The organism is Iodobacter violaceini (genome assembly GCF_011601265.1).
In the GTDB taxonomy this organism is placed as follows: Bacteria; Pseudomonadota; Gammaproteobacteria; order Burkholderiales; family Chitinibacteraceae; genus Iodobacter; species Iodobacter violaceini.
In genome coordinates, this window is record NZ_JAAOLX010000004.1 from 407,260 (window position 1) to 433,335 (window position 26,076).

28 protein-coding genes are annotated in these 26,076 nt (G+C 50.1%); 12 read left to right on the forward strand and 16 right to left on the reverse strand.

From position 1 onward, the window contains the following. Both HA050_RS10170 and HA050_RS10175 read left to right on the forward strand, forming a co-directional pair. The gene (locus HA050_RS10170) at positions 1-465 is read left to right on the forward strand and encodes an SRPBCC domain-containing protein (RefSeq protein ID WP_166825374.1); all 465 of its coding nucleotides are present in this window, start codon (positions 1-3) and stop codon (positions 463-465) included. A gap of 140 nt (positions 466-605) precedes the next feature. Beyond that, positions 606-767, forward strand: coding sequence for a hypothetical protein (locus HA050_RS10175; RefSeq protein ID WP_166825377.1), 162 nt, complete (start codon positions 606-608; stop codon positions 765-767). A 188-nt stretch (positions 768-955) separates the two neighbouring features. Here the strand turns inward: HA050_RS10175 and HA050_RS10180 are convergent, their stop codons facing one another. The 3 genes from HA050_RS10180 to HA050_RS10190 all read right to left on the reverse strand — a co-directional run bounded on the left by HA050_RS10180 (position 956) and on the right by HA050_RS10190 (position 2,699). Then, positions 956-1,318: a GFA family protein gene (locus HA050_RS10180; protein WP_205836387.1), complete on the reverse strand. Its 363-nt coding sequence runs from the start codon at positions 1,316-1,318 to the stop codon at positions 956-958. Positions 1,319-1,478: 160 nt separating this feature from the next. After that, positions 1,479-1,820 (reverse strand): YciI family protein, encoded by a 342-nt coding sequence (locus HA050_RS10185; protein WP_166825380.1) that lies wholly within the window; start codon positions 1,818-1,820, stop codon positions 1,479-1,481. A gap of 48 nt (positions 1,821-1,868) precedes the next feature. After that, positions 1,869-2,699: an arylamine N-acetyltransferase family protein gene (locus tag HA050_RS10190; RefSeq protein WP_166825382.1), complete on the reverse strand. Its 831-nt coding sequence runs from the start codon at positions 2,697-2,699 to the stop codon at positions 1,869-1,871. Between the two features lie 258 nt (positions 2,700-2,957). On the opposite strand from HA050_RS10190, the gene HA050_RS10195 reads away from it, so the two are divergent. The 3 genes from HA050_RS10195 to HA050_RS10205 all read left to right on the forward strand — a co-directional run bounded on the left by HA050_RS10195 (position 2,958) and on the right by HA050_RS10205 (position 4,629). After that, positions 2,958-3,410 carry a disulfide bond formation protein B gene (locus tag HA050_RS10195; protein ID WP_205836388.1) on the forward strand — a complete coding sequence of 151 codons (453 nt, stop codon included), beginning with the start codon at positions 2,958-2,960 and terminating at the stop codon, positions 3,408-3,410. Continuing rightward, a complete protein-coding gene (locus HA050_RS10200; RefSeq protein ID WP_166825385.1) occupies positions 3,407-4,051 on the forward strand; it encodes a DsbA family protein in 645 nt (214 codons plus the stop codon). The genes HA050_RS10195 and HA050_RS10200 overlap by 4 nt, the downstream gene beginning before the upstream one ends. Before the next feature lie 140 nt (positions 4,052-4,191). Further along, positions 4,192-4,629, forward strand: a complete 438-nt coding sequence (locus HA050_RS10205; protein ID WP_166825387.1) for a hypothetical protein — start codon at positions 4,192-4,194, stop codon at positions 4,627-4,629. Between the two features lie 193 nt (positions 4,630-4,822). Here the strand turns inward: HA050_RS10205 and HA050_RS10210 are convergent, their stop codons facing one another. After that, positions 4,823-5,695: an AEC family transporter gene (locus HA050_RS10210; protein WP_240929025.1), complete on the reverse strand. Its 873-nt coding sequence runs from the start codon at positions 5,693-5,695 to the stop codon at positions 4,823-4,825. Positions 5,696-6,145: 450 nt separating this feature from the next. Then, positions 6,146-7,036 (reverse strand): LysR family transcriptional regulator, encoded by an 891-nt coding sequence (locus HA050_RS10215; protein ID WP_166825390.1) that lies wholly within the window; start codon positions 7,034-7,036, stop codon positions 6,146-6,148. 379 nt (positions 7,037-7,415) lie between these two features. Here HA050_RS10215 and HA050_RS10220 point away from each other — a divergent pair, with 379 nt between their 5' ends. Further along, positions 7,416-8,843, forward strand: coding sequence for an MFS transporter (locus tag HA050_RS10220; RefSeq protein ID WP_240929026.1), 1,428 nt, complete (start codon positions 7,416-7,418; stop codon positions 8,841-8,843). Positions 8,844-8,872: 29 nt separating this feature from the next. Here HA050_RS10220 and HA050_RS21950 read toward each other — a convergent pair whose 3' ends face one another. The 3 genes from HA050_RS21950 to HA050_RS10230 are packed head-to-tail and all read right to left on the reverse strand — an operon-like array spanning position 8,873 to position 10,279. Next, entirely contained in the window at positions 8,873-9,025 is a 153-nt protein-coding gene (locus HA050_RS21950; RefSeq protein WP_205836390.1) for a nitroreductase family protein, read from the reverse strand. Continuing rightward, a complete protein-coding gene (locus HA050_RS10225; RefSeq protein ID WP_205836391.1) occupies positions 9,022-9,468 on the reverse strand; it encodes a nitroreductase family protein in 447 nt (148 codons plus the stop codon). Before HA050_RS10225 ends, HA050_RS21950 begins: the two co-directional genes overlap by 4 nt. After that, the gene (locus HA050_RS10230; protein WP_166825394.1) at positions 9,458-10,279 is read right to left on the reverse strand and encodes a sugar phosphate isomerase/epimerase family protein; all 822 of its coding nucleotides are present in this window, start codon (positions 10,277-10,279) and stop codon (positions 9,458-9,460) included. The genes HA050_RS10225 and HA050_RS10230 overlap by 11 nt, the downstream gene beginning before the upstream one ends. 114 nt (positions 10,280-10,393) lie before the next feature. Here HA050_RS10230 and HA050_RS10235 point away from each other — a divergent pair, with 114 nt between their 5' ends. After that, positions 10,394-11,278, forward strand: a complete 885-nt coding sequence (locus HA050_RS10235) for a LysR family transcriptional regulator (protein ID WP_166825397.1) — start codon at positions 10,394-10,396, stop codon at positions 11,276-11,278. A gap of 103 nt (positions 11,279-11,381) precedes the next feature. Here the strand turns inward: HA050_RS10235 and HA050_RS10240 are convergent, their stop codons facing one another. From HA050_RS10240 to HA050_RS10260, 5 genes are all read right to left on the reverse strand, one after another. Then, a complete protein-coding gene (locus tag HA050_RS10240; RefSeq protein ID WP_166825399.1) occupies positions 11,382-12,881 on the reverse strand; it encodes a multicopper oxidase family protein in 1,500 nt (499 codons plus the stop codon). 12 nt (positions 12,882-12,893) lie between these two features. Continuing rightward, positions 12,894-13,316 carry a DUF411 domain-containing protein gene (locus HA050_RS10245; protein ID WP_166825402.1) on the reverse strand — a complete coding sequence of 141 codons (423 nt, stop codon included), beginning with the start codon at positions 13,314-13,316 and terminating at the stop codon, positions 12,894-12,896. A 79-nt stretch (positions 13,317-13,395) separates the two neighbouring features. Further along, positions 13,396-13,611, reverse strand: coding sequence for a hypothetical protein (locus HA050_RS10250; RefSeq protein ID WP_166825404.1), 216 nt, complete (start codon positions 13,609-13,611; stop codon positions 13,396-13,398). A 189-nt stretch (positions 13,612-13,800) separates the two neighbouring features. After that, positions 13,801-14,403, reverse strand: coding sequence for a hypothetical protein (locus HA050_RS10255; protein WP_166825407.1), 603 nt, complete (start codon positions 14,401-14,403; stop codon positions 13,801-13,803). 313 nt (positions 14,404-14,716) lie between these two features. Next, a complete protein-coding gene (locus tag HA050_RS10260; protein ID WP_166825410.1) occupies positions 14,717-16,525 on the reverse strand; it encodes a pre-peptidase C-terminal domain-containing protein in 1,809 nt (602 codons plus the stop codon). A 460-nt stretch (positions 16,526-16,985) separates the two neighbouring features. On the opposite strand from HA050_RS10260, the gene HA050_RS10265 reads away from it, so the two are divergent. Further along, complete coding sequence (locus HA050_RS10265; RefSeq protein WP_166825413.1) at positions 16,986-17,588, forward strand: glutathione S-transferase family protein; 603 nt, start codon at positions 16,986-16,988, stop codon at positions 17,586-17,588. 107 nt (positions 17,589-17,695) lie between these two features. Here the strand turns inward: HA050_RS10265 and HA050_RS10270 are convergent, their stop codons facing one another. Next, complete coding sequence (locus HA050_RS10270; protein WP_166825416.1) at positions 17,696-18,655, reverse strand: NAD(P)H-quinone oxidoreductase; 960 nt, start codon at positions 18,653-18,655, stop codon at positions 17,696-17,698. Between the two features lie 248 nt (positions 18,656-18,903). Between HA050_RS10270 and HA050_RS10275 the strand changes: the two genes are divergently transcribed. Further along, the gene (locus tag HA050_RS10275) at positions 18,904-19,818 is read left to right on the forward strand and encodes an esterase/lipase family protein (protein ID WP_166825419.1); all 915 of its coding nucleotides are present in this window, start codon (positions 18,904-18,906) and stop codon (positions 19,816-19,818) included. Next, the gene (locus HA050_RS10280) at positions 19,818-20,741 is read left to right on the forward strand and encodes a lipase secretion chaperone (protein WP_166825422.1); all 924 of its coding nucleotides are present in this window, start codon (positions 19,818-19,820) and stop codon (positions 20,739-20,741) included. The genes HA050_RS10275 and HA050_RS10280 overlap by 1 nt, the downstream gene beginning before the upstream one ends. Before the next feature lie 440 nt (positions 20,742-21,181). Here the strand turns inward: HA050_RS10280 and zapE are convergent, their stop codons facing one another. Together zapE and HA050_RS10290 are read right to left on the reverse strand one after the other, a co-directional pair. Continuing rightward, positions 21,182-22,333, reverse strand: coding sequence for a cell division protein ZapE (zapE, locus tag HA050_RS10285; RefSeq protein WP_166825425.1), 1,152 nt, complete (start codon positions 22,331-22,333; stop codon positions 21,182-21,184). A 235-nt stretch (positions 22,334-22,568) separates the two neighbouring features. After that, positions 22,569-23,102 carry a gamma carbonic anhydrase family protein gene (locus tag HA050_RS10290; protein ID WP_166825428.1) on the reverse strand — a complete coding sequence of 178 codons (534 nt, stop codon included), beginning with the start codon at positions 23,100-23,102 and terminating at the stop codon, positions 22,569-22,571. 124 nt (positions 23,103-23,226) lie between these two features. On the opposite strand from HA050_RS10290, the gene HA050_RS10295 reads away from it, so the two are divergent. Next, positions 23,227-24,390, forward strand: coding sequence for an imelysin family protein (locus HA050_RS10295; protein WP_166825431.1), 1,164 nt, complete (start codon positions 23,227-23,229; stop codon positions 24,388-24,390). A gap of 214 nt (positions 24,391-24,604) precedes the next feature. Next, positions 24,605-26,011, forward strand: a complete 1,407-nt coding sequence (locus tag HA050_RS10300; protein ID WP_166825434.1) for a di-heme oxidoreductase family protein — start codon at positions 24,605-24,607, stop codon at positions 26,009-26,011. Positions 26,012-26,076: the final 65 nt, after the last annotated feature.

Here is a 26,076-nt window from a genome sequence, read left to right on the forward strand (position 1 = left end):
ATGCACGTAATCAATATGCGCTCAGATTCACAAAGTATATGTATAGCGGCAACCCCGGCTCAGGTCTTTGCTGCGATAAACGATCCTGCCCGGCTTGCCCTTTGGTGGGGGCCGGAAGGCTTTAGTAATACAATTCACCAGTTTGATTTCCAGCCTGGCGGCAGCTGGCTGCTCACCATGCATGGCCCACAGGGTGAGGATTACCCAAACGAAAGCCGCTTCACCCGTATCGTACCGGACGGGCTGGTCGAGATAGAGCACTTGTCTGGCCATCACTTCATTTTAACGATTGAACTCAGCCCTGTTGAGGGCGGCACCCAGGTACATTGGCTTCAAACCTTCGATACAGTTGAACACTACGAACCCATCGCACAATTTATTTCTACCGCCAATAAACAGAATTTACAGCGGCTGGATGCTGAGGTGTTACGTTCAAAAAATACAAGCCAGTTAAGCTATAACTAAGCGGGGGTCAGAACAAACTTAAATGCTGCTATGCTTTAGTAATCATCGGGCATTGATGAATGAGTGGAGTCCAGATACCACTTTAAAAAACGGGGCGTAGCCGAAAAGCCTTACGAGTAGGACATGACAAGGAGATTTTTATGAGTGATGCCGCAATAGAAAGCTCGTCAGCTGAATATGAAGTCACAGTATCAAAACCCGCAACCACTGAGCAGGTTATTGACTACTTAAGATCTAAAGGCTTTACTGGAAATGTTGGCGTTAATCCCAATTATCCAGGCGTGATTTGGTTTGGTTCTTAAGGACTAAGCCATATATAGATATCAAAGCCCACTTTAGTGGGCTTTTTTGTCAGGGCGATTCACAAGATTAATGATATTGCCAGCAACGCAGCACAAACTGGATTACCGCCCGCATTACCCGGCCTGAATCGCCGGTGCCCCTGCCGTTATCAATCACTGCAACGCTTAGCTTTTGCGTTACTCCTGCCTTACGTCATCGCCGCCCCAACCGCCTGCCGCACCGGCACCCCGGCTGGATCAAAGCCTTCAAGGCAATGGACATTGATGCCAAAGTTGTCCGGGGTGACGCGTTTGCGGTGAAAGGGGTAGATGCCGCAGACCTTGCAAAAGAAATGGCGCGCAGTTTTGGTGTGAAATTGGTATTCAGTCAGCGCCTCTTCCCCGGCAATCAGCCGGAACTGGCTTTCATGCACTTTTACCATCAGCGCGTTTTTCTTGCGGCAGATTGAGCAATCGCACATGGTCAGCTCGGGGAAATCGGTTTCAATCTCAAAGCGAACAGCACCACAGTGGCAACTGCCGGCATATTTTTGCATTGGACGGGCAGACATAGATTCTCCGCAGTAAATGCCCACAGGATAACAACAGGCGGAATAAGGACCGAGTATTGCAGAAAGCCAGGAATAATAGACCCGAATGTATAAGTCTTAGCATCAGTTTGCAGCTCCCTCCTTTTACAAAGAGGGGGCCAGCGCTAGCTGGTTTAAATAATCAATGAAACTGACGAACTTCTACTGGTGCCCGGCAGGCTACTGCGGCTTTGCGGCCCCAGGCCATAGCTTCTTCAAGATTTGCCACTTGCAACACCCAAAAGCCGCCAACATGTTCTGTGGTATTCAGGTATGGCCCTTCGCTGACCTGCAGCTGGCCATTAGCCTGCATCCTGATTGATTTTGCGTGCTCTGCCGGATGCAAACCACCAACAAAAACCCTGACACCCGCGGCCACCATTTCATCATTCAGCGCGTCGATGGCAAGGCCCATGGCCGGGTCTTCTGAAACAGATGGATTGTAGCCACTGGGATGGTGAATAGATAAGCAATACATTGCCATAAGACCTCCTGCTGGTGATTGAGAAAAACGCTGATTGTTTCAGCTCAGTCATTTCTGCGCAGGCGGTAACTCCTGCTCAAAACCATTTTGAAAAAGCAACCCAGCCTGATCAGGCTGCACACTAAAGCCGAAATAATGATCAAGAATGTTTTGCAACTCATCAGAGGTCTGAATTATTTTAACGCTGCTATCCATTTTGCTGCGGACACTCAATTGCCGGTTATGCAACACCAGGCGTTGCATACCGTCGATACGTGTAACCATCAGATCATGCAAAAAAATGGATTCATTTGCAGTTGCAGCAAAATGATTACCAACATGGCAATCCGGCGGATAAGCAATGGCTAAATCAAACCAATATAAATTATTCCACTCGCCTTTTATTTCACGCTGCAAATACCAGCCTGCAGGCGTTTGCTCAGGCAATAAGCGATATTGATCAATGTCCTGATCAAACACAGTGCCTGCTTGCAATGGTACAGGCTCGCAAATCCCACCTCCGCCAAAGCCCGCGTCTAATAACCACCTTTGCCCATCTGGCTCTGCAGTCAAAACTAAGTGCGATCTGGGCCGCTCATGCACCCGCTCTTTATTCAGTAATACCCGCGCCATATGCAATGTGGTTTTCAAACCAAGGTGATTTAATAATGATGCAAACAGCGTATTAATTTCGTAGCAATATCCGGGGCGGCCTTGAATTAATAATTTTTCAACTAATGCATCATGATTCAGCTTAGGGGGGGTGCCCAGTAAGAGATCAACATTACCAAAAGCAATTGATTCAACATGCCGCCGGTGCAAAAAAGCCAGCCCTGCCTGATCAGGCGTTGGCCAGCTTGTCAGCGAAAGGCGTTTTAAATAGTGATCAAGCCAAGTCATAGCAATATCTTTTCAGGCGGCAGATGCCAAGGATTGTACTGATGAGTCAGTGCTTTGTAATTACATGGATTAACCCTCACTAAAGAATTCTCCCTGCCTGCAAATGAATAAAAGCATCCGCCTTAAATAAAATCAGCACATTGCAAAGCCACCGGCCCGCAAGCACAGGTGCAACTTCTACCACTAAATAGTCTTGAACCCTGAGCCGCGATTCTGGTCTATTTTCTTTTTCCAAACGCTGCACGCAAGAGGAATATTTTGCCTGATTACCCCCCAAGCTCCGCCCCTGCCAGCGATCCGGCCAGCTGGATGCTTATTTTTATTGCCTGGCTGATTGCCGCCAGCGGCACACTCGGTGCTTTATTTTTTGGCGAAGTGATGGGGCTTCCACCCTGCACCCTGTGCTGGTATCAGCGGATTTTTATGTTTCCACTAGCCATCTTCCTGCCGCTGGCGCTGTTTCCTCTCGATACTAAAGTCGCCCGCTATGCCCTGCCTTTGGCGCTGACCGGTCTTGGATTTGCAGTTTTCCACTGGTTTTTACAAATGGGCCTGATTTCGCCCGCCGCCAGCCCCTGCGCCCAAGGCTCATCGTGCTCTGAAATCGAAGCCAAATGGCTGGGTTTTCTGACTATTCCACTCATGTCGGTCTGCGCCTTTGCGCTGATCAGCATTTCTTTATTCGCTACATTGATTCAGGGTAAGAAATGAAGCAAAAAATCATTTTTATCATCGCAGCACTGATTTTATTCGTGCTGTTTATTGTCGGAACGCTGGCCTTTAAAAACAATCAGCAATCTGCCGCTCAAGCCAATATCCAGGTCAATCAGGAAGCCTTAATGCGCATGCATTCGCCCATCATTGGCGCGCAAAATGCAAAGGTGACGATTGTTGAATTTATTGATCCCGCTTGCGAAGCGTGTGCAGCGTTTTACCCTTTTGTAAAAGAGCTGATGGCCAAAAACCCGGAGCAAATTCGCCTCGTGATGCGTTACGCCCCATTGCATCAGGGCGCAGACCAGGTCATTGCCGTATTAGAAGCCGCACGCAAGCAAGGAAAATACTGGCCCGCACTAGAAATTGTGCTTGCTGCGCAAGATAAATGGACCCAAAACCACCAGGCCAATGCCAGCCTAGTGCTACCGCTGCTCGCCCCGCTGGGGCTGGATATGGCGCAATTACAAGCTGATATGCAATCAGACAGCATTCAAATGCTGATCCAGCAAGAAAAGGCCGACGCACAGGCGCTGGGCGTCAATAAAACACCAAGCTATTTTGTAAATGGCAAACCGCTGCTCAGTTTTGGCTATCAGCAATTAAGTGATTTAGTGAATGAAGCACTAAATCAGTAAGCAAACCGCAACAAAAAAACAGCCCCTGTGCTTACACAGGGGCTGTTTTTATGCCTTTTTGAGCCGCCAAACGGAGGCAGAGCACTGGCCTTTCCAATGAAACGAGCTAAAGTAAATAAAAATATGCTCAGGAGATGGCGATGCTAAAACCACTGCAAGAATGGATTTGCGATTGCTGCGACAAAACAATTACATCCCCTGACGAAGGCTATGTAATTTGGCAGCACGATAGCAATCAGCGTGACTTTGATTTCAAAATCATCCATAAATTTGTCTGCGAGCCGCCCTCCTATCCCTCATCTGTGCCCCTGAATGATTTCCTTGGCACCAAAGGCAGCACCTATCTGCTCTCATTTATCAGCCTTGGCAAAATCAAAGCACGCGGCCAGTACCGCAATTACTGCCATGTGCTCGATTTCGATGAATTTGTCGACCTGTACCGCCGCGTGCAAATTCCCTATTACGAAGAAGCACGCAGAAAATTCAACAATCCTCAATTACTTTCCGATATGGAAGACGCCAGCGAAGTACACCCTTATCAGGAAGATGTTCTGAAGCAGATAATTGAAAAATACTGAAGAATTTTTAATATAATTAAATTGGTAAACTAAAAAAATATGCAATAAGCTCCCCTTGCCAGCTGGTTTTCCCCAGGTGTGCAAGTGGGAGTTTTGATATACACAATTTATTTAATATTTTATACCCATAAAAAACAACCAAACCATTCAGTATAAATTACCCTGCAGTTAATAGTCTAAAAACTACCGTAGCCTAAACCAAATAAAACAAACCATGAGCAGGGTTAACCTTAAAAGTCATAATCAAAACAAGGTAAATAGCAATAGCTACAATGCTAATACAAGTTCCCCATGCAATCATGCTTGCTGATCTCCCGCTCTTCATATAATGTGTTTCAAGGACAATAATATTGGCGGCAGGAGGGAGAAGACAAATCAAATATAAAGTAAGAATATTTTCTTCAACTAATTTTACTTCGTAATATGTACATATTTGTATAAATAAATTTATTAAAATAAAAAACAAAGAAGATCTGGCAAAAAAATGTAATAATGAATTTTTGAAGTCTGCTTTTTCAAATGATGTTTCAGCCAGCCATACACCCAATATAACCATACCTAAAAAACTCATTATAAATTTAATTACTTCATAGCTTGGCTTACCATAATGCATAATTTGAATACTCAATGGAGACAGAGCCAGCCCAATAACTAAAGCCAAAACGGGAGGAGCTTTGAAAATTTTAATTATTCTAGCTCGCATATTTTCCCCTTGGGCCATCAACCCTAAACCCACTGAATTCCCAAATAAAGAGCTGCCTATATATGCAGCAATAACGATCATCGCTGCCCCGCCGCCAAAAAATGAGCTTGCAATCGGCAGGCCAAGCCAGCCAATATTTAAGTAGCAGAAACATAAATTTTTAACCGGGTCTTTATTAACAATTCGGATCATCACCAGCATCATCAGCATGATGATAACAATGCCAGCCATGATAATAAAAACACCAGACTGATATGTGGCAATATTAAAAACAATGACGAAAGGAATTATTGCCTTTGTAAGAAATGCAGATGCGCGGTCTTTTACGTCAAATGAAAACCGCCCAAGAATGAATCCTACCATTAAATATACAAAGGGGAACAAAATAGAAATTGGCATATTAATAAAAAAATTAGACAATATTTATATAAAAAGACTTTTCATCTTTCGCATTTTAATTTTCAAAAACACAGCTCTTGCAAGCTCTTAATGGCTGTAAGTTTAGAACAAACAAAGAAATTTATTTCCACAACTTAACAAAATAAAACTATATTCTTTCTTTTTGCTTTTTTGTATTGCCACTATCCATTATGCCAACAATAAGTTTATTTTGCGGGCATGTATGTTCAAGACTCCAAAAGATGCCCGCTTTACTGAATTCCACATACAAGAATGTGCGCTCGCTGAGCATTGCAAACATCGTACGCAGCGCGTATTAGGGCACTGCAACATCCAGCTTAATTTCATATAGTTTTAGATCAAGAAACAAGCCACGATGACTCGCTCATTTGGCCATCGCCCGCTCCCATAGTCCTAACGCCCACAAACCTCAAAAACCACGCCCCGCAGCCAGCGATGTGCGAGGTCGGCTTCCATTCGGGGGTGCCATAGCATAGAGATGGTGATTTCCGGGGCGGGGAAAGGCAGGGGGAAGCGGTGCATTCCGGCGCTCAACGCTTGGGTGTGGCGTTCTGGCACGGTGGCGATCAGATCTGTGGATCTGGCGAGTGCCAGCGCGGCAGAAAAATCGCTGACGATGGTGGTGATTGTCCGCGTGAGGCCCAGTGGCTGTAAGGCTTCGTCGATCAGCCCCCTGTCCAGCCCGCGCCTTGAAACCAGCACATGTGGGCTGGCGGCAAATCGCCCGGGGGTGATTTCCTGCTGGCTAAGCGCATGCCCCATCCGCACCACGCCGATAAAGTGATCCCTGAATAAGGCCCGGGTGCGCACCTCGGGGCCGGTGGTTTCGCTGATCACGCCGGTTTCTAAATCAACCAGGCCATCCCTTAGCGAAGTGCTGTCTTTATTCAGCTTTTGCACAAAGCGCAGCCGCACGCCAGGTGCTTCTGCGCTGATGCGGGCGATCAGCGCAGGGCCGAAGTTCTCTACAAAGCCGTCGCTGCTTCTCAGGGTGAATGTTCTGGCCAGCTGCTTAAGATCGAGTTGTCCGGCAGGGCGAAGCACAGCTTCTGTATCGTGAACGAGCTGGCTGACTTGCTCCCGCAGCTCAAGTGCGCGCGGCGTAGGCACTAGGCCGCGCCCGGCTCTGACCAGCAGCGGGTCGCCCATCGTTCCCCGCAAACGCGCCAAAGCGCGGCTCATCGCCGATGGGCTAAGCCCCAGTCTTTTGGCAGCTTTCGCAACACTGCCCTCGGCCAGCACGGCATTAAGGGTGATAAGCAGATTGAAGTCTGGTGTCGTCATTACTGGATATTAGCCTAGTTTGCCATGGCGTTAAACGCATGAATAAAGTGTATACCACGCGTCTTCCGCCATGACACGCAAGGGGCTATCTTGCTAGCCATAAGTATCGACACAACTTCTTGCCATCATTCCGTGCCACACCTCCCCCCTTGTAAAAGGGGGAACGCGCATATCAACTTGTGAAGATCCTTATGCCCACAGGGTGACTTAGGCTAGGCATGCATTAAAGAGGGTTGGTTCATTGTCGCCCTCTTTTTATCAGCGCCAGTGAGGGTTACGTCCGATACGAGCTCATCCTGAATAAAGTTACAGCGCGGCCTGAGCCACCCTGCGATATATAAATTGCCCTGTCTTTTTAGCACTCACTATGGAGCTTATTTTGAAACCAGGCCTATCCACACCACAGCGCACAGCCTCAGCGCGCCGGATACTCGCCAGCCTGTCGCTGGCTATTTTGCTGTCATCGCTGGGCACCAGCATCGCCAATGTAGGCTTGCCTGCTTTGGCGCAGGCGTTTAACGCGACTTTTCAGCAGGTGCAATGGGTGGTGATCGCTTACTTACTGGCGATGGCCACTTTGATTGTCAGCGTGGGCAGGCTGGGCGACCTGACTGGGCGCAGACGGCTGCTACTGGCGGGGATTTTGCTGTTTACGCTGGCCTCCATCCTGTGCGCCATCGCACCCACGCTCTATTGGCTGATTGCCGCCCGCGCACTTCAGGGTCTGGGGGCGGCCATGATGATGAGCTTAGCCATGGCTTTTGTGGGTGAGGTGATTCCAAAAGAAAAAACCGGCAGCGCCATGGGGCTGCTTGGCAGTATGTCGGCCGTGGGCACTGCGCTGGGGCCATCGCTGGGCGGGGTGTTGATTGCGGGGCCGGGCTGGCAGGCTATTTTCTTAATAAATATTCCGCTTGGCATTTTGGTTTTTGTACTGGCGCAGCGCTATTTGCCACTTGACCGGCCTGCTGCGCAGCGCCCTCGTTTCGATCACCTTGGCACGCTCTCGCTGGCCTTCACGCTTGCGGCTTATGCGCTGGCTATGACAATAGGGCGAGGCCATTGGGGGTTGCTGAATGTGGTCTTATTATTGGCTGCGGCTTGCGGAATCGGCCTGTTTGTACTTGTCGAAAAGAGTGCTGTATCTCCTTTGATCCGCTTAGATTTATTACATAACACCGCAGCAGGGCTTGCCATGAGCGCGCTGGTTGCCAGCGTAATCATGGCCACACTGGTGGTCGGGCCATTTTATCTGTCCCGCGCATTCGGGCTAAGCGCGGCGCATATCGGGCTGGTGCTCTCTGTTGGCCCTGTCGCCGCTGCTCTGACGGGTATGCCTGCTGGCAAAATCACCGATTATCTGGGCGCACAAGCCTCTACCCTGATCGGGCTATCTGGTATGGTAAGCGGCACTTTCTTGCTAACCCTGCTGCCCGTTTCGGTTGGCTTGGCGGGTTATATCGCCCCCATGGTCATCATCACCAGCTGCTATGCCTTGTTCCAAACAGCAAACAACACTGCGGTCATGGATAAGATTGCCAGTGATCAGCGCGGCATGATTTCCGGCCTGCTAAATCTGAGCCGTAACCTCGGCCTGATCACCGGCGCATCCCTGATGGGCGCGGTGTTTGCCCTGGCAGCAGGTACTAACGCCCTGAACACCGCCACTACTGAAGCAGTGGCTCAAGGCTTGAAAATCACATTCACCCTTGCCTCCCTGCTGATAGTGCTGGCGCTTGCCATTGCAATAAAAGATAAACGCAGCAATCGCGCAGCGTCTGCCCAACCCCGTACCCGCGCGGGCTGAGCAAGCTGGCCCGCCGGCAGTTTTAATGTTCAGACAAACTCTAAAACCCCGGCCAGGGGCTTTCTGGGTTTTTGCGGCCAGTTTGGCCCGGCCGCTTTTCCCACGGCAATCAGCATCACGGGGATATCTGCAGCACCAAGGCCAAAATGCCGTGTCAGCTCTGCTGCATCAAAACCAATCATCGCATACCCTGGGCTGCCAGCATCAGCGTCATACCCGCCAAAGATGCAGAGCGTATCGCTTCGTCCCGCTGCAAACCGGGCTGATCCTGATAAGCCTCTGTTGCGTAATGCACCATGGTTTGCAGCAAATCCGGCGTTAAAATCCCAGCAGCGCAGCTGGGGGCCAGGGTCTGGGCCAGCTGAGAATGCAAATCCAACCGCCCGCACACCACAAAACACACGGCCGCATCGGCCACTTTTTGCTGGCCACAGGCAATCTGTACCATAGCCTGCCTGGCTTCAGGAGTGCGCACCGCAATAAACCGCCAGTTCTGGCCGTTATATGCACTGGGTGCCCGCGTGGCCAGGCTGACTAATTCAGCGATTTGCTGATCGCTGAGGCTAAAGCTGGCATCAAAGTAATTGCAGGATATGCGTTGTTCAATCAGTGCTTTAATACTCATTGTTTACTCCCTGTTGAAGCCAGGTATGCATCCGCAGCCGGCTTTGTTGAATATGGCGCTCAATATCGGCCAAGGTTTTTCCAGCAACACATTCCAGATACATTGGCCCGCGAAAGTCATGCTGCTGCAGGCCGTGCAGCAAGCCAGCAAAATCGACCCAGCCATCACCGGGATTTATCTCCACACTTGGGCCGGATGGGCCAGGCACGAAGTCTTTCACAATAAAGTGGGCACAATGCGGGGCCAGCGCCTCCAAATGCGCCTCTGCTTTGATTTCACCCCGGCTGTAATAAAGTAAATTGCCCGGATCAAAGCTCAGCCTGAATACATCCGATGCCAGCCTTTGCTTTAAAGCGAGTAAATCCAACGCACTCGCCGTTATGCCGCCATGCGGTTTGATCGTGATCGTGATTCTGGCTTCGCTTGCAACAGGCTCAATCGCCTGCATCAATGCCAGATAATCGGCCAGCAAATCCACCTGCCCGCAGCCCAGATCCAGCAGCGTGCTGCAGCCTAATTGCCTGGCGTGCTCAATTAATCGCGCGTAATCACCAATGGCCGCAGCCAGCCCTTTTTCGGCCAAATCAACCCCGGCCAGCAGCAAAGAAGGCTGCAACCCCGCCGCCGCGCAAGCCTGCTTAAGCGCTGCAATTTGCCGTGGCGTGCTCGCCGCTGTAACCGGGATACATGGCCCGGCCTGGCTGTGGCTGTAAAACAGCGCCACATCACTAAACCCAGCCCCGGCAATCACCGCACAAGCATGGCTAAACTCCAGAAACTGCAGCGGGCGGGTGGCGCAGCCTAATTGCATGGTTTTCTCCTGATTCAGAACAGCACTGATTCAAAACAAATCCATTGTTATGTAAATCGATTATTCAATAAACCCCGCTATAATTTATTCATTGCATACTATTAGTTAGTAATCATGGATAAATTTCGTGCTATGCAGGTGTTTGTTGCCGTGGTGGAACAGGGCAGCCTGAGTGCCGCCGCTAATGAGCTGGGTATTTCGGCAGTGATGGTGGGCAAGCATATTCAGCAGTTAGAAAGCCTGCTTAACACCCGCCTGATTGAGCGCACCACACGCAGGCAAAGTGTGAGCCGCGCCGGAGCCAGTTATTTTGAAAATTGTAAAAAAGTACTGGAGCAGGTGCGCTGGGCAGAAAGCTCGGTGGAAAGCCTGCAGTTGCAGCCCAGAGGGCTGCTGCGGGTCAGCGCCCCGATCAACCTTGGCTCTATGCTGATTGCCCCGCTTATTGCCCGCTATCTGGCCCAATATCCGAAAGTCCGTCTGGAGCTGATTTTAAGCAATAGCCGGGTGGATTTAATTGAAGACGGCTTTGATCTGGCGATCCGTACAGGGGATTTAGGCGAGGCCCATTTTGTAGCCAAACCTATTGGCCAGTATCAGTTACAGCTTTGCGCTTCACCACAGTATCTGCAGCAATACGGCACACCACTCAGCCCGGCAGATTTATCCCGGCACCACGGCTTAACGCATCTGGTTTGGGGCAATGAGTGGCCCAGTCTGGTTTTGCAGGATGATCAGATCTGGCCCATTAAAAGCCGCTTTGCCAGCAATGACAGTCAGGCCTTAAGGCAGGCAGCATTAAATGGTGCTGGAATTATTTTGCAGCCCCAGGCGCTGCTGGCTGAGGATATTGCGGCGGGGCGGCTGATTCCTCTCTTACAAGAGCACCTGCCGGTCGCTAAACCTGTGCACCTGATTTATCTGCCCGATACCCGGCCAAGGCCAAAGCTGTCCAGCCTGCTGGATTTCTTACTCGCAGAGCTGCCCGCAAAGAAATAGCCACTAAATTTTCCCGTGCCCAAAGAAGGGTAAAACCCGCGTATTTCTCAATATGATCCCGCCGGTTTTACCCTTACTCATCAGCATTTAAGATAGACAGGCCTTACTTCACCAACACCTGCCCCATCATGCCCTGCCCTTCATGCTCCAGAATATGGCAGTGGTACATACGCAGGCCCAGGTGTTTTTGGGTGATTAAAATACGGGCGCTTTGATAGGGCTTCAGATTAAAGGTGTCTTTTTGTGCCCGCCACGGCGCAGGCGTGGTTTTACCTTTGAGCGTGGTATCCAACACCTCAAACTGCGTGCCATGAATATGGAAAGGATGATCCATATGTGAATCATTCACAATCTCCCATAGCTCGGTATCGCCAAGGCGGCTGGTCAAATCCACCCGCTGCATATCGTAGCTTTTGCCATTCACTAAGAATTGCATGCTGTGCTGGCCACCTTCCATACTCATGATCTCGCTAAACACTACACGTTTTTTTGCCACGGGCTTGATCCTGGGCGGCAGGGTGCGTAAGCGCTCTGGCAGTTTGGCTGCGCTATCCTGGCTAAATTGAATGCTGGCCAGCCTGATATCTTGCTCAGGCGCTACCTTGCCCATTTTGCTTCTGTCGTAAGCCAGCGCCATCAGGCTGACGGCACCCGCTGGCCCTGCCACTATCCATTCAGCCCGCTCGCCGGGCGCAAGCAGCAGCTCGCTCACTTCTTGCGCCCGCTCTAAAAGACCACCGTCGCTGCCTGCCAGGATGATTTTTCTGCCAAGAATAGCCAGCCGTAAATAACGGGCGCTGCAAGCGTTCCAGATGCGCCAGCGCTGCGCTTCACCCACTGTAATCACAGGCTCACGCTGGCCGTTTACCAAGGCAAACTGCCCTTCGCGGCCATTCATCCAGTCGTTCATATTGTTGTCCGGAATACTGGCATCACTTGCGAGGCGCAAATCAGAAATCACCAGATGCTGTTCAGGCAGATGTGCCAGCACATCGTTTTTAGCCCGTACAATAAAGAGGCCCGCTAAGCCGCGATACACCTGCTCGGATGTATCGCCATGCGGATGCGGGTGATACCAGTAAGTGCCTGCCGAACCGACAGGCAGGGTAAAGCGATAAAGCCGCTCACCCCCCGCTGGTACAGCATCCTGCGGATTGCCATCCTGATCGGCGGGCACGGGCATGCCGTGCCAGTGCACAGTTGAAGCCTGCGTCAGCTTGTTTACAAAGCGAATTTCTACCGTGTCGCCTTCAAAAGCCTCAATCAGCGGGCCGGGAATACTGCGGTTATACGCCCAGACCACAGTTTTTTTGCCAGGGATCAGCTCTGCCTCATAGGGCTCGGCGGTAATGGTGGCCGCAACCACGGCAGGTTTAGAGCTGAGATTAGGCAGGCGGAACAAAATAGCGTGCGGCTGACCGGCTGGCAGGGCATTGACTGGCAATAAGCTGATATTTTCTGGCGCCATTTTAAGCGGCATGGCTGGCGAGCCAGAGGCGTGTCCGGCGTGCCCGCCATGATTTATCGCCGCCCAAAGCGGATTTGAAGCCAAAGCCAGGCCCGCCGAGCCTAATGCTGCATGTAAGAAGTGTCTGCGATTCATGATGCTTAGCCCTTATTCAACAGAAAATAGCTTAGGCACGGCAGCATCGCCCAGCTGATAAATCTTTAAAGTGCCTTTAATTTCCGGCCCCATGCCAGGTGCGTTTTGCGGCATACCCGGCGCGCTAATCCCCACAATGGCGGGCTTTTCACGCAGCAATTTTTGAATCGCCGCCACCGGCACATGGCCCTCTGCTGTGTAATTGCCTATACGGGTGGTGTGGCAGCTTGCCAGACTGGACGAGCCATACTGCGCTTTAATCGCCGGCATATCGTTGCTGTTAATGGCTTTGACTTTAAAACCGTTTTTTTCCAGATACTTCACATATTCTTCGCAGCAGCCGCAAGCCGGGCTTTTATACAAAGTGGCGTTAATGGCGGCCAGCGCAGGCTGCGCCAATAAAGTTAATGCAAGGATAGATAATAATTTTTTCATGACGGATTTCCCATAAGCCAGCCAGCCGCAAGCGGCCTGCAATGGCAGGTTATTCAATAAATTGAGGCTTAATCAGCGATCAGGCTGATTTGGGCGGCTTATCGGGGGATTTAAGCAGAGGATCTGGCAGGTGCAGCTCCGCCACGGCATTGAATACCGGCGGCAATAGGATTGGAGGAGCAAAACTAAAAGCGACGGGTAAACCCGTGTAATGGCTCATGCAAGATTGCAGGCAATCGCCCATTAACAAAGACTGATCCATCTGGCATTTTTCAGCGGATGGCATTTGCATCATGTGGCAAGCCTTGCCGGGCGGAGGCGCAAGCCAACCCGCCATGGCTGTATTCAAGGCCAGGAAGGACAGCAACAAAAAGAAAAGCCACACTTTTTTCATGGCTTTGATTGTATCACCACAAGATTTGATCGCTAGTTTTAAAAGTAACGCTGAACTTACATTTAAAAAACAAGCAAGACTGGATCGGCTTCAGCTAATTTCAGCGCTTTCCACCCGAAACAACTCACAAGCACCCGCGCCAGTATCATCACGCGTCAGCGAAGACTGCCAGCGCCAGCCATCGGGCGCACTCACTTCAACAAGCTTGCCGTGTAAACGAATGATTTGACCTGGCCTGACCGCTTTCAATGTTTTCTCGATCTGAGCATCCGCCGGGATCATATGCATATTAGCGCTGTGACGGGCGATCTCCTCTGGCGGGCGTGGCGGCTGGTTTTCCCAACGATAAAAATAAAAACGATTGCTCTGCGAAATACTTAATTCAGACAAGACTTCAGAATCGGACATTGGCCCCCAGCCTAAAGCCAGATCGACCGGGGACAAATCAGCTTCGCGCCCACTGGAGTACGTTTCTTTAGACAATACACGGGCTTCAATATCAAAATCCGCCAGGGCTCTGATGGTGTAATCATCTTTCTGCCATACCTCACCACGATCAAGCATGCTTTGCACAGGGTCACCCTGCACCAAAACGCCATTGGCCTGATGAACCGGCTTCTGCGCTCGATGCTGGCATTGATACCAAGCCCCCAATACAAGTACCACAACAAAAAACCAGCGCCAGGAAAACATTTGAGTTCTCTTTAAACCAAATCACTCATCATACCAAAGCCATAGATCACTTTCGCTAAGTGTCTCTGAAACCCCGCCTGCAAGTAAGTTACTATGATCAAAGCCTGATAAAAATTCTCAGCAGCATCAATTTGATGTACTTGCCCCCCTTTTTTAAAGGAGAGAAACATCAAACTGATGCTGATACTTATCAGCCAAGGGGATTTTTGCACAACCCGGGCGGTGGTTGTCGTTTCAACCTCCTCTTTTATCCGTAAAACTCCACGTTCTCTGCAAGCTCCGTGGATCAGGGTTCAGGCTTCCACTACATAAATTACTTACTAAAACTGGCACTCACGCTTAAAGCCGAATACGCGGCGTAGCCGTAGATGCTTAAGTAATATTTACCGGCAGCGGGCTGATTAAGGCTGCATGTTTCATTGCTGGTGCTGCCATCCGATTTACAAAGGTAGCTCGTCGCCGTAGCGCGAGCGCCCAGCTGGGCATAAAGATCTGCATCGCCATTGCCCCCGGCAATACTGAACTGCAGCTTAGCCATACCTGTCGGCACATCGATTACATAATGCTTCCAGCCGCCCGTTGCTCCTGTCTGCCCCGTCAGCGGCACGCCACTACTTAATACAGGATCCGTATCAGCCACCTTACCCAGCAAAGAGCCTTTGATGGCGTAATAGCCCAGGGACGAATAGTTCGAAAAACCATTTTGTGGCGTACCCTCGGCACCGCCTTTAATCACCAGGCGATAATTGCCCGCAGCTAAAATCAGATTATTAAATTCAGCCGAGCGATTTACCGCTAAATTACTCCTGGCCACCACTTTATCGCCGCTGTCATAAACCAGCGCCTCAACATCAAGCATCCGCAAATATTCAATCGGATCAATTCTTGCGTTCAAAGTACCCGCCGAACTCAAACTAAACATAAAACTATCGCTGTCTGTATTTCGCTCAATCTGGCCAAAATTGCGCTGTGGATTAATATCCCCATTTGCCTCCAGCAATAAAGGCTTGCCACTTGGATTATCATCTGTGGCATAGGGTACTGATTCGCCAGAATTCATAATATTTAAATCATCTTCAAAATTAGTTGCAGTGTTATATTCGCCCTTGCTCCAGGTAAATAATTGATTAGCCCAGCTGCCCCCCATCCAGTAATTGCCCATAATCGGCCCCCACTGAAATGCTGCAATTCCTTCAAAATATTCACCGCCTTTACCACCATGGTCATGCTGCATACCCATCTGATGCCCTATTTCATGCGCTGCCGTCATCCCGATACCATAGCCATAATCAAAACCCGCCGAAGGATTACGATATAAAGTACCCGCAGCCGTCGTGCCAAATGAATGGACCGGTGCATTAGATCTGCCATCCTGATTGACATAATTAATCACCCCGGTACGAAGCACATTACTGGCCTTGGCCGCGTTATAAACAGCCAGATTAGTGGTGATATTCATATTGAGCATTGAATACTGATCAGCAACCGATTGCCATGTGCGATACATTTGTTCTTTCGTTACGCCATTTAAGGGTGTTGATCCATTCATCACAGAGGCTGTATTTAAATAAAACACATAGGAGCTGCCCGGTTTACTTTCTAATTTAGTAACATCTTCATTCTGATATGGGCCGATATGCGGGGCCTGGCGCAGAGCCATAGTGCTATATTGAGGATGAGCCACAGTAAGATTGGCAAACGCTTGGGTTTGCATAGGAAAACGCTCATCCAGATCAGGATATATTTTGCTAAGAGGCACTTCTGTTACAGATACAATGCCCTTGCTGTTGGTGGTATATTCAAATGCTTTTTTACTATCGTGTAAAACCAAATAGCCATATAATTTTTGCTTGCTGCCCTTTAATACAAACACAGAATTTTTAGAATCAATCGCCGTACCCGTTACCGAAATCAAACCATTTTTATAAAAGTAGTCGCTGACATTAGTGCCTAAATTAACCCCGCCCAATGATCGGCTCAATACAGACTGAGGATTAATATTCTGTGCAATAAAATGATTAATCAGCATTTCTGTACTGCCAATATCAAGGCTGGCCCCTTCCTGGGCAGATACGCCAATACTTGCAAAGGTCGTGGCGATTAGTATGGCAAGCTTGCTCATTGCAATTCCTTTTAAAGAAAGTGGACTGATACTTCAGCGCTGCTGTTTATTGATGTATGGTTAAGATTCCATCAATAGTAATTAGCAATTAACCCTAGCAGAACGCACTCTCTAAGCAAGAATTCCCCTGACACACAAACCCCAGGCCGCACTTATTCTCTAAAAAAATATTTACATTAAAATCAATAGCTTGCTCTTAAAAAAAATCAATCAAACGATTTACTTACAATATCTTCAGCCATTTAAATGACAAACTAAAAGAATATTTAGCATTCAATATTTATTCATTATCCATTTAAGATTTTTTATGCTATCACAATCAATTACACCGAAACATTTCCCCGTACAGACACACGTTCAGAATGGCAGTTTTTTGAGATGATGATGAGAAGATAAACACAAGAGCCTGCCAGCCAGGAAACACTGACTTTTTCATCGCAAATTTAAGCAGAAGATCTATATGCAACTCTTTGGCAGCACCGATTCCGGCCATTCTTACAAAATCAGATCATTTCTTCTTTTAACCAACACGGCCCATGATTACCAATGGGTTGATTTAAGCAATAAGCCCACCGCATTTTTAGCCATCAGCCCTTTTGGCGAAGTGCCCGTACTGCTTGATCAGGGGCAGGTGTTTTGCCAATCGAATGCCATTCTTATTTATCTGGCACAAAGAAGCAGGCAATTCACAGGCGGGGAAGAATGGCAAGCTGCGCTGGAATGGCTGTCATGGGAGGCCAACCGGATTGGCTTTAGCCTGCCCAATTACCGCTTTGCCCTGCATTGGCAGCCCCAGCCGCCGGAAGTGATGCGCTATTTGCAGCAGCGCCTATTAGCTGATTTAAATACGCTGAATGAAAAACTGGCGGCGCGGGAATTTCTTTTGAAATCAGGGCCAAGTATTGCAGATATCAGCTGCTCGGCTTATTTATTCTGGCTGGATCAGACAGGCATAGCCGTAACTGATTATCCCAATATTCAACGCTGGCTGGCGGCTATTTGCCTGCTGCCCGGCTGGTGCCATCCTGATCAGGCGATGAAAAGCATGCCAGGCCCTGATTAAATTTAACTCTATATGGAAAAAACAGCTAAATAAGTGTTTTAGCTGTGGTGGCTTTAGCCGCGAAAGCGCCGCCTGTAACAGTCGCGGCTAAAGCCACGGCTACGGTTTTAAATAACCTGCAGCAGCACTTTGCCAATATTTTGATTATCTGCAATATATTGATGGGCTATCGCCGCTTCCTGCCAATTAAAAACACGATCAACCGTTACTTTTAATTGCCCGGCTGCAATAGCGGGTGCAATTTTATCTCTGAGTGCTGCGGCTAGTCTTGCTTTTACATTTAATGGCTGGGCTCTGAGCGTTGATCCGGTGAGGCGCTGGCGTTTCATTAAAAGCTGGCCCAGATTAATTTCTGTGCTGATGCCCCTTAATAAGCCAATCAATACAATTTGCCCGTCGGTATTCAGGCAGGCCTGATTTTTTGCAAGGTAATCCCCGCCTACCCCATCCAGAATCAAATCCACACCGCCCGCTTCTTTGATCAAGGCGGCAAAATCTTGCTGCTTATAATCCACCACCAAATCTGCCCCCAGCTGGCGGCAAAATTCCGTTTTCTTTGCCCCGCCTGCGGTAGTGGCTACCCACGCGCCCAGATATTTGGCCAGCTGAATGCTGGCCGCGCCCACGCCGCTTGCCCCGGCATGGATCAACACCCGCTGGCCTGCTGCCAGCTTGCCGATTTCGACCAGATTAAACCATGCCGTCATCCACACTTCTGGCAGGCTGGCGGCATCAGTAAATGACAAATTTGCTGGCTTTTTGATCGCCAGCGCGGATTCCAGCAGGCAAAGCTCTGCATAGGCACCACCGCCCACCAAACCCAAAACCTCATCGCCCACGGCAAAACCGGCTACGCCCTCGCCCAGCGCCTCTACTACACCGGCCACTTCCAGCCCCAGAATATTTGAATCGCCAGATGGTGGCGGATAGCGGCCTGCAGCTTGGGCTAAATCGGCGCGATTAATCCCGGCGGCGTGTACACGAATGAGCAATTGCCCGGCTGCAGCTTTTGGCAATGCCGCGTCCCCCAGCAATAAAGTTTGATTTTCTTGAATGACAGCGCGCATAGCAACCTGCTTGTTAAGGAAGGAAAAGAGAGAGATCGCTGACCTCTGCCTCAAAGATGGCGACGAAAATCTGAAAATCAATTGCCAGCACCCTGTCAGTTTTTCATTACAAAATAATTGCTGTTTTAAATGGGATTAATTTAAAAAATATTCTATGACGTAAGCAAGCAGATAAAACACACGTTTAACTCTGTTTTAAACGCGCCGCTCCGGCGCCCCGGTACGCTCCATATCATGAGGATTTTAGAATGAAATTTGTGCTGAAATGCTTCGCGCTGATGTTCTCTCTTGCTATGCCAGCCCTTGCAACGGGCTACACCGAAACACGCTATCCCATCGTTTTAGTCCATGGTTTATTTGGTTTTGATCAGCTGCTGGGGGTCGATTATTTTTATAAAGTGCCGCAAGCCTTACAAGCTGATGGCGCCAAAGTATATGTAGCGCAAGTTTCAGCAACGAACTCCAGCGAATTACGCGGTGAGCAGCTTTTAGCACAGGTGAAGCAAATTTTAGCCATCACAGGAGCCAGTAAAGTAAACCTGATTGGCCACAGCCACGGCGGGCCAACCACACGTTATGTGGCTTCGGTAAGACCTGATCTAGTGGCATCAGTTACCAATATTGCAGGGGTAAACAAGGGCTCTAAAGTGGCGGATGTCGTCAGAAAAACCGCAGCACCCGGTACGGTCAGCGAATCGGTAGCTATATTAATTGCCGAAGGCCTGGCCAAACTCATCGGTCTGGCCTCAAAAGATGGCTCCCTCCCCCAAAATGCCAATGCAGCGCTTGATGCACTGACTACCCAGGGCTCCGCAAAATTCAACGCAAAATTCCCCGAAGGCCTGCCGCAAGGGGCTTGTAATGAAGGTGCTTATCAGGTGAATGGCGTGCGCTATTACTCCTGGAGCGGTGCCAGCCCGGTCACAAATATTGTTGATGTCAGCGATGCCGCCATGGGGTTGACTTCACTGGCTTTTAAAGAAAAAAATGACGGGCTGGTTTCATCCTGCTCCAGCCATTTGGGCCAGGTGCTGCGAGATGATTACCAGATGAATCACCTGGATGAAGTAAATCAATTTGTGGGCATCGTCAGCCTGTTTGAAACCAACCCGGTCAGCGTCTTCCGCCAGCACGCCAACCGCCTGAAAAACGCAGGCCTCTGATGCTGCGCTGGCTCTTTGCAGGCATGGCCGCCACCGTTATTCTGGTGGCGGCTGCGGCCTGGTCACTCAAACCCGCCCCGGCCAGCCTCACCGCGCTGCCACCAGCAAAGCCATCGATTGCCTTTGCGCCTTCTTTATCCGGCACCGCGGCCGATGGAGAAATCGCGCAGGGCAAGGGTGATTTGCAGCTGAATCAGGCGCTGTTAATGCGCTTTGATTATTATCTGTCCGCCACAGGAGAGCGCCCGCTGGCCGACATCATGGCCCAGATCAGCCGGGATTTAGACCATGAGTTAAATCCCGGAGCCGCCAAAGAAGCACGGCGGATTCTGGCGCAATATCTGCAATTTAAGCGGGCCTTAGCCGAGCTGGCTAAAAACCCTGCGCTGGACGGGCAAGCCTTAGACACCATTCGTTTGCGTCTTACCGCCATCCAAGACACGCGCAGCCGCTTTTTTAGCCGCCAGGAAATCGCAGCCTTATTTGGTGAAGACGATCAGCAGGATAATCTGCTGCTGGAGCGCTTAGCCATCAGCCAGAATACACGGCTAAGCACAGCGCAAAGAGCACAAAAACTTGCAGCACTCGACGCCCAACTCAGCCCGGCCGCGCAGCAAGCAAGGGCAGAACTGGTGCAGCACCTCACGCTGGCCGCACGCATTGACACGGCCAGGCAAGCAGGTGCCAGCGCCGGACAACTGCATCAAATACGCAGCCAAAGCCTAGGGGAGGATGCCGCAAACCGCCTTGCCGCTTTAGACAAGGAAGAAAGCCAGTGGCAAAGCAAAATAGAAACTTACCTGGCCGCCAGAAATAACGCCCTCAGCACCCTGCCTCTGGCTGATCAAAACACCGCCATCCAAAAACTGCGTGATCAGTACTTCTCGGTGCAGGAGCAAAAACGTTTGGGAGCGTTTGAGTAGGGGCATTGGATAACGAAGGTGGCATAACCCAGTTTTTTAAAATTATGTCTGTATTAACAGTTAACAACTGAAATCAAGGTTTGTTATTAGCAAACAGCGGTGAATGGGATAAACGCGCTCTTTGCACGGGGCTTTAGGGTCCCCTTGAAGCACGCCGAAGCGAGGAACAAGCGGGGCGGGGTTTCGGCGAGGATGTTTGAGCGAGCGAAGCGAGTGAGTCCCGCAGCAGCCGCCTCGATTGTCCGCAGTGAGGGGCCTTCGTGCTGGTCGGGGCGGCCTTCTTTGGCTTCGTTTCTTGGCCGTTCAAGAAAGGAAGGCCCCCGCGGTGGCTACCGCCCCAAAAACCATGTGCCGAAGGCACTAAAAAGGCCTTTTTGTTTTTTGCTTAGTGGCAATGCCCCTTTACGGCAAAAGCGGAGCGAAGAAAAACGACTTACCCCCTAAGTCTCACTAATCCCCGTCAGCTGCGCCGCAATCGACTGATGCGGCAGGGCCAGATATTCCTCAGCCTGCATTTCAGTCAAACGGCTGGCCGTGCGGAAAAATTCACTGGCCTGCACGCCATCCTGGTAAAGATCATCTGCAGGCACTTCCGCTGAGATAATCAGCTTCACGCGGTGGTCGTAAAACACATCCACCAGCCAGGTGAAGCGCCGCGCTTCGGATGCCTGATTACTGGCCAGTTTAGGAATATCAGACACAATCACGGTGTGATAGGTATGCGCTATTTGCAAGTAATCGGCCTGCCCGCGGGTATCGCCACAAATTGCAAAAAAATCAAACCACACCACGCCTGCCGCTACTCGCTTAGCTTTAATGGTACGGCCTTCAATTTTTAGCTGAGGGGCCCCGTCTTTGCTAGTGGCCATCGCCGAAAACAAGGCATCCAGCTCTGCGCTGCTTTCTGCCGTATTGGGCGTGAGATAGGTTCTGGCTTGGGTGAGCGTACGCATACGGTAGTCATGACCGCCATCCAGATTAAACACATCCAGCGTGCTGTTGAGTAAGGCAATCGTTGGCAAAAAATTATTACGCTGCAGGCCATGCGGATACAGGCCATCAGGCGGGTAATTAGAGGTGGTCACCAGCACCACGCCGCGCTTAAATAAATGCTCCATCAGGCGGCCCAGAATCATGGCGTCAGCAATATCAGAAACATGAAATTCATCAAAACACAGCACACGCACCGATTTGGCAATCTTACTGGCCACCGCCGCAAGCGGATCTGTTTCGCTTTTTAGCTGACGCAATTCATGATGAACTTCTTGCATAAACTGATGAAAATGCAGCCTTTTCTTACGCTTATAAGGCAGAGCCGCATAAAACGCATCCATCAAAAAGCTTTTGCCCCGCCCCACTCCACCCCAGAAATACAGGCCACGTGGTAAATCAGGCTGCGGCAGCAATGATTTACCAAACAAGCGGCTGCGCTTGGTTTTGAAAAGTAATAGCTGATGGTAAAGCGCATCCAGCCGCTCAATGGCTTCAGCCTGAGCCGGGTCTGGTATAAAACTGGGGCTGGCGCTCAGGCCCTGATACCAGGCCTTTGGGCTGGTGCCTTGCGCGGGCGGGGCAATCACATGCTGGGACATTACTAAAACCTGTCAGAGAACAAGCCTCGATTATAAAGCCAGCGCGTTATTTAGCCATTTGATTCTGTCTTTAAAAACTGGTTGCTTTTCACTCTTTCAGCTCAAAAAGCGCATGCAGTTTTATCAGCAGCCGGGTACTGAGGTGAAATGGCCCAACAACACAGCACTTCTGTAATGCATTTCGGCTGTGCTCATTTACACCGGGTGACGTATCCTCACCCGGCCACTTCAATAATTACGCTGCATCACGATACTTTGCCATCAGGCGCACATAATGCGCGGCTGAATAATTAAAATTGGCCAGCTCTGCATCATTTAACAAGCGTTTTTTCTCTGCCGGGCGGCCCATATATAACCAGCCCGATTCTAAAACACGATTAGGCGGCACCAGTGATCCGGCTCCAATCATTACTCTGTCTTCAATCACCACCCTGTCCAGCACAATGGTGCCCATACCAATCAGGCATTCATTGCCAATCGTGCAGCCATGCAGCATCACCCCATGACCAATCGTCACCCGATCGCCAATCACCAATGGCGCGCCTTCCGGATCATCGGCGCGTTTATGGGTAACATGCAAAACGGCACAATCCTGCACATTGCTGTCTTTGCCGATGCGGATCGCATTTACATCGCCCCTAATCACCGCGCCCGGCCATACCGAAGCGTTTTCACCCAGCACCACATCGCCAATTACTTGCGCCGAATCATGCACCCAAGCACCCGCTTTTACTTCGGGCCTGATGCCATCGAATAAGCCTATTGCCATGATTTTTATCCCCTGAAAACGCTTATTGTAAGTGATCATTCACAATATATTTTTAATAATGTATTGCATACATCATAAGAATCATTATCATTCAATTTTTATGCCATCTGCCTGAGCTTATTAAATGAAACGATTGAATCAGATTCTTTGCGGCGTCATTGCTGCGGGCCTTTTTGCAATGCCTGTTACCTCCCAGGCCGCAGACATTACAAGCAGTGCCGTACTCGAACACTATTCAAGCGTGGTTTATGCCAGTTACAGCGATAGCATTGCTGCAGCCCGTGAAATGCAAACTGTAATTGACGCCTTTTTAGCCGCACCAAGTGAAGAAAGCCTTGCTGCCGCACGCAAAGCCTGGCTGGCCGCCCGTGAATTCTATTTGCCAACCGAAGCCTACCGCTTTTATTCCGGCCCGATTGATGATGCCCAGGGCCCGGAAGCGCGGATCAATGCCTGGCCAATCGATGAAAGCTATATTGATTATGTGAAAGGCAAAGCCAAAGCAGGGATTATCAACAATCCTAAAGTGGCCATCACCAAAGAAAAGCTGAAATCTCTGAATGAAAAAGGCGGCGAAGAAAACGTATCCACCGGCTGGCACGCGATTGAGTTTTTACTCTGGGGCCAGGATTTTAATGCCAAAGGCCCAGGTGACCGTCAGTTTACTGACTTTGTTGACGGTAAAGCCCCCAATGCAGACCGCCGCCGTCAGTACATGAAAGTAGTTACCAGCTTAATGATCGAAGACCTGGAAAACGTGGCCAAGCAATGGGCCCCTGCGGAGCAAAACTACCGCAGCAAGTTTGTAGCCGGTGATAAAGAAAGCCTGAAAAAAGCCCTCACTGGCCTTGGCGTGCTCACCCGTGGCGAGCTGGCTGGCCAGCGCATGGAAGTGGCAATGGATACCCAAAACCAGGAAGACGAGCACTCCTGCTTCTCTGACAACACCCACCGTGACGTTGTGGGCGATGTCATCGGCATGCAAAATGTGTGGGAAGGCCGCTACACCACAAAAGAGGGTAAAACTCTGGAAGGAGCCAGCCTGAAAGCACTGGTCGCACAAAAGAACCCTGCTGTTGCCGATCTGGTGAGTGCAGATATTGCACAAAGCTTAAAACTCGCCAATGAAATTCAGGCTCCATTTGATCAGGAAATCATCGGCAAAAAAGATGCGCCAGGCCGTAAACGCGTGCAAGCCGTGATTGATGCGCTTAAAAAACAGGGTAAAGATCTGGTGGCTGCAGCTGAAACACTGGGAATTAAACGCTTAACGACCAAGCAGCCTTAAGCAAGTACCTCGCAGAAAGTCCCTTGCAAAAACCTAAACCTTAAACCACAAAATGAAGGTGAACACGGAGAAAAACATCAGTACAGGGTTTTTATCCGTGAAACGCCGTGTTGTGTGATTTCGGTTTTGCATGAACAGATGCGCAAACAGATCCTCTAATTCAGCCCTGCCAACGATCACTCGTGGCAGGGCCTTTGCCATTCATGAGCCGACTATGATTTTCAAGACCACCCCCATTCGCCTTGCTGCTTTTTGCAGCACGCTGTTTGCAACGGCCGCCATTGCTTATGGCACAGCTCCCCTTGCCCTGTTTGAAGCAGGCGAAGACCGCCCGGGCGGTGAGAATGCAACCAGCGAAGACCATGGACGCAATGCTTTTTCGCTGGATGCAGAGGCGCTGAGCGAGCAGCAAAAAACAGACTTTGCCATAGGCAATTCATTCTTTAAAAAACCTTGGGTGGCATCCCCATCGTCCACCACGGCCAGAGATGGCCTCGGCCCGCACTTTGTCGCCCGCTCCTGTGGCGCCTGTCATACCGAAGATGGCCGTGGCTCGCCGCCCAGCTTCAGTAATGGCGTACAGGATGAGCAGCCGCTCTCACTGCTGCTGCGCCTGTCTGTCCCCGGCAATAAGCCCGATCCGCGCTATGGCGGCCAGTTTAATAATGATGCGGTGGATGGCGTAAAGCCTGAGGGAAAAGTTCAAATCACTTACCGTGAAATCGCCGGGCAATTTGCTGACGGCGAAAAATACAGCCTGCGGGCCCCCACTTACACGCTGACAGATCTGGCCTATGGCAAAACCCACCCTAAGCTGATGATCTCGCCCCGCGTAGCCCCGCAAATGATCGGCCTTGGCTTACTTGAAGCCATCAGCGAAAAAGATATTCTGGCTAATGCGGCAAAGCAAAAAGCAGAAGGCTTGGGCATTAAGGGCCAGCCCAATTATGTGCATGATGTTTACGCCAATAAAACCATGCTGGGCCGCTTTGGCTGGAAAGCCAATGTCGCCACCGTGGCACACCAGTCTGCAGGCGCTTTTAATGGTGATATTGGCATTACTTCCAGGCATTTTCCTAAGGAAGAATGCATGCCAGCCCAAAAAGACTGCCTGCGTGCACCCAATGGGGGCAACCCTGAAATCAGTGAAAAAACGCTGGATAAAGTAATTTTATACAGCCGCACTTTAGCCGTGCCCTCGCGCCGTGATCCGCAAAACCCGGATGTGCTGCGCGGCAAGCAAATCTTTAAAGAAAGCAACTGCGTAAGCTGCCATACGCCCAGCTATACCACAGGCAACTTTAAACCTGTGCCCGTCTTATCTGCACAGAAAATCTGGCCCTATACAGACTTGCTTTTGCATGACATGGGCACTGGCTTAGCCGATGGCCGCCCTGACGGCAAAGCCAATGGCCAGCAGTGGAAAACCCCGCCGCTCTGGGGGCTGGGGCTGGTGCCTGCAGTGAATGAGCACAGCAATTATCTGCACGATGGCCGTGCGCGCAATTTGATGGAAGCGGTGCTTTGGCATGGTGGAGAAGCCGAAAATGCCAAACAGGCCGTGTTGAAATTATCCAGTGCCGACAGAGACCATTTGCTGAAGTTTTTACAGTCGCTGTAAAGCGCACAAAAACCTGAATATTGAACCACGGAGGACATAAAGAACGCGGAAGTTGCACGGAGAAA

Bases quoted from the DNA above. Each gene is read 5' to 3' on its own strand.
- HA050_RS10275 (WP_166825419.1), top strand. From the start codon at position 18,904: ATGAAATTTGTGCTGAAATGCTTCGCGCTGATGTTCTCTCTTGCTATG.
- HA050_RS10255 (WP_166825407.1), bottom strand. From the start codon at position 14,403: ATGTTTTCCTGGCGCTGGTTTTTTGTTGTGGTACTTGTATTGGGGGCT.
- HA050_RS10290 (WP_166825428.1), bottom strand. From the start codon at position 23,102: ATGGCAATAGGCTTATTCGATGGCATCAGGCCCGAAGTAAAAGCGGGT.
- HA050_RS10215 (WP_166825390.1), bottom strand. From the start codon at position 7,036: ATGACGACACCAGACTTCAATCTGCTTATCACCCTTAATGCCGTGCTG.
- HA050_RS10210 (WP_240929025.1), bottom strand. From the start codon at position 5,695: ATGGTAGGATTCATTCTTGGGCGGTTTTCATTTGACGTAAAAGACCGC.
- HA050_RS10175 (WP_166825377.1), top strand. From the start codon at position 606: ATGAGTGATGCCGCAATAGAAAGCTCGTCAGCTGAATATGAAGTCACA.
- HA050_RS10300 (WP_166825434.1), top strand. From the start codon at position 24,605: ATGATTTTCAAGACCACCCCCATTCGCCTTGCTGCTTTTTGCAGCACG.
- HA050_RS10250 (WP_166825404.1), bottom strand. From the start codon at position 13,611: ATGATGCAAATGCCATCCGCTGAAAAATGCCAGATGGATCAGTCTTTG.
- HA050_RS10230 (WP_166825394.1), bottom strand. From the start codon at position 10,279: ATGCAATTAGGCTGCGCCACCCGCCCGCTGCAGTTTCTGGAGTTTAGC.
- HA050_RS10295 (WP_166825431.1), top strand. From the start codon at position 23,227: ATGAAACGATTGAATCAGATTCTTTGCGGCGTCATTGCTGCGGGCCTT.
- HA050_RS10170 (WP_166825374.1), top strand. From the start codon at position 1: ATGCACGTAATCAATATGCGCTCAGATTCACAAAGTATATGTATAGCG.
- HA050_RS10270 (WP_166825416.1), bottom strand. From the start codon at position 18,655: ATGCGCGCTGTCATTCAAGAAAATCAAACTTTATTGCTGGGGGACGCG.
- HA050_RS10240 (WP_166825399.1), bottom strand. From the start codon at position 12,881: ATGAATCGCAGACACTTCTTACATGCAGCATTAGGCTCGGCGGGCCTG.
- HA050_RS10235 (WP_166825397.1), top strand. From the start codon at position 10,394: ATGGATAAATTTCGTGCTATGCAGGTGTTTGTTGCCGTGGTGGAACAG.
- HA050_RS21950 (WP_205836390.1), bottom strand. From the start codon at position 9,025: ATGATTGGTTTTGATGCAGCAGAGCTGACACGGCATTTTGGCCTTGGT.
- HA050_RS10225 (WP_205836391.1), bottom strand. From the start codon at position 9,468: ATGAGTATTAAAGCACTGATTGAACAACGCATATCCTGCAATTACTTT.
- zapE (WP_166825425.1), bottom strand. From the start codon at position 22,333: ATGTCCCAGCATGTGATTGCCCCGCCCGCGCAAGGCACCAGCCCAAAG.
- HA050_RS10260 (WP_166825410.1), bottom strand. From the start codon at position 16,525: ATGAGCAAGCTTGCCATACTAATCGCCACGACCTTTGCAAGTATTGGC.
- HA050_RS10205 (WP_166825387.1), top strand. From the start codon at position 4,192: ATGCTAAAACCACTGCAAGAATGGATTTGCGATTGCTGCGACAAAACA.
- HA050_RS10245 (WP_166825402.1), bottom strand. From the start codon at position 13,316: ATGAAAAAATTATTATCTATCCTTGCATTAACTTTATTGGCGCAGCCT.
- HA050_RS10180 (WP_205836387.1), bottom strand. From the start codon at position 1,318: ATGTCTGCCCGTCCAATGCAAAAATATGCCGGCAGTTGCCACTGTGGT.
- HA050_RS10265 (WP_166825413.1), top strand. From the start codon at position 16,986: ATGCAACTCTTTGGCAGCACCGATTCCGGCCATTCTTACAAAATCAGA.
- HA050_RS10190 (WP_166825382.1), bottom strand. From the start codon at position 2,699: ATGACTTGGCTTGATCACTATTTAAAACGCCTTTCGCTGACAAGCTGG.
- HA050_RS10185 (WP_166825380.1), bottom strand. From the start codon at position 1,820: ATGGCAATGTATTGCTTATCTATTCACCATCCCAGTGGCTACAATCCA.
- HA050_RS10200 (WP_166825385.1), top strand. From the start codon at position 3,407: ATGAAGCAAAAAATCATTTTTATCATCGCAGCACTGATTTTATTCGTG.
- HA050_RS10280 (WP_166825422.1), top strand. From the start codon at position 19,818: ATGCTGCGCTGGCTCTTTGCAGGCATGGCCGCCACCGTTATTCTGGTG.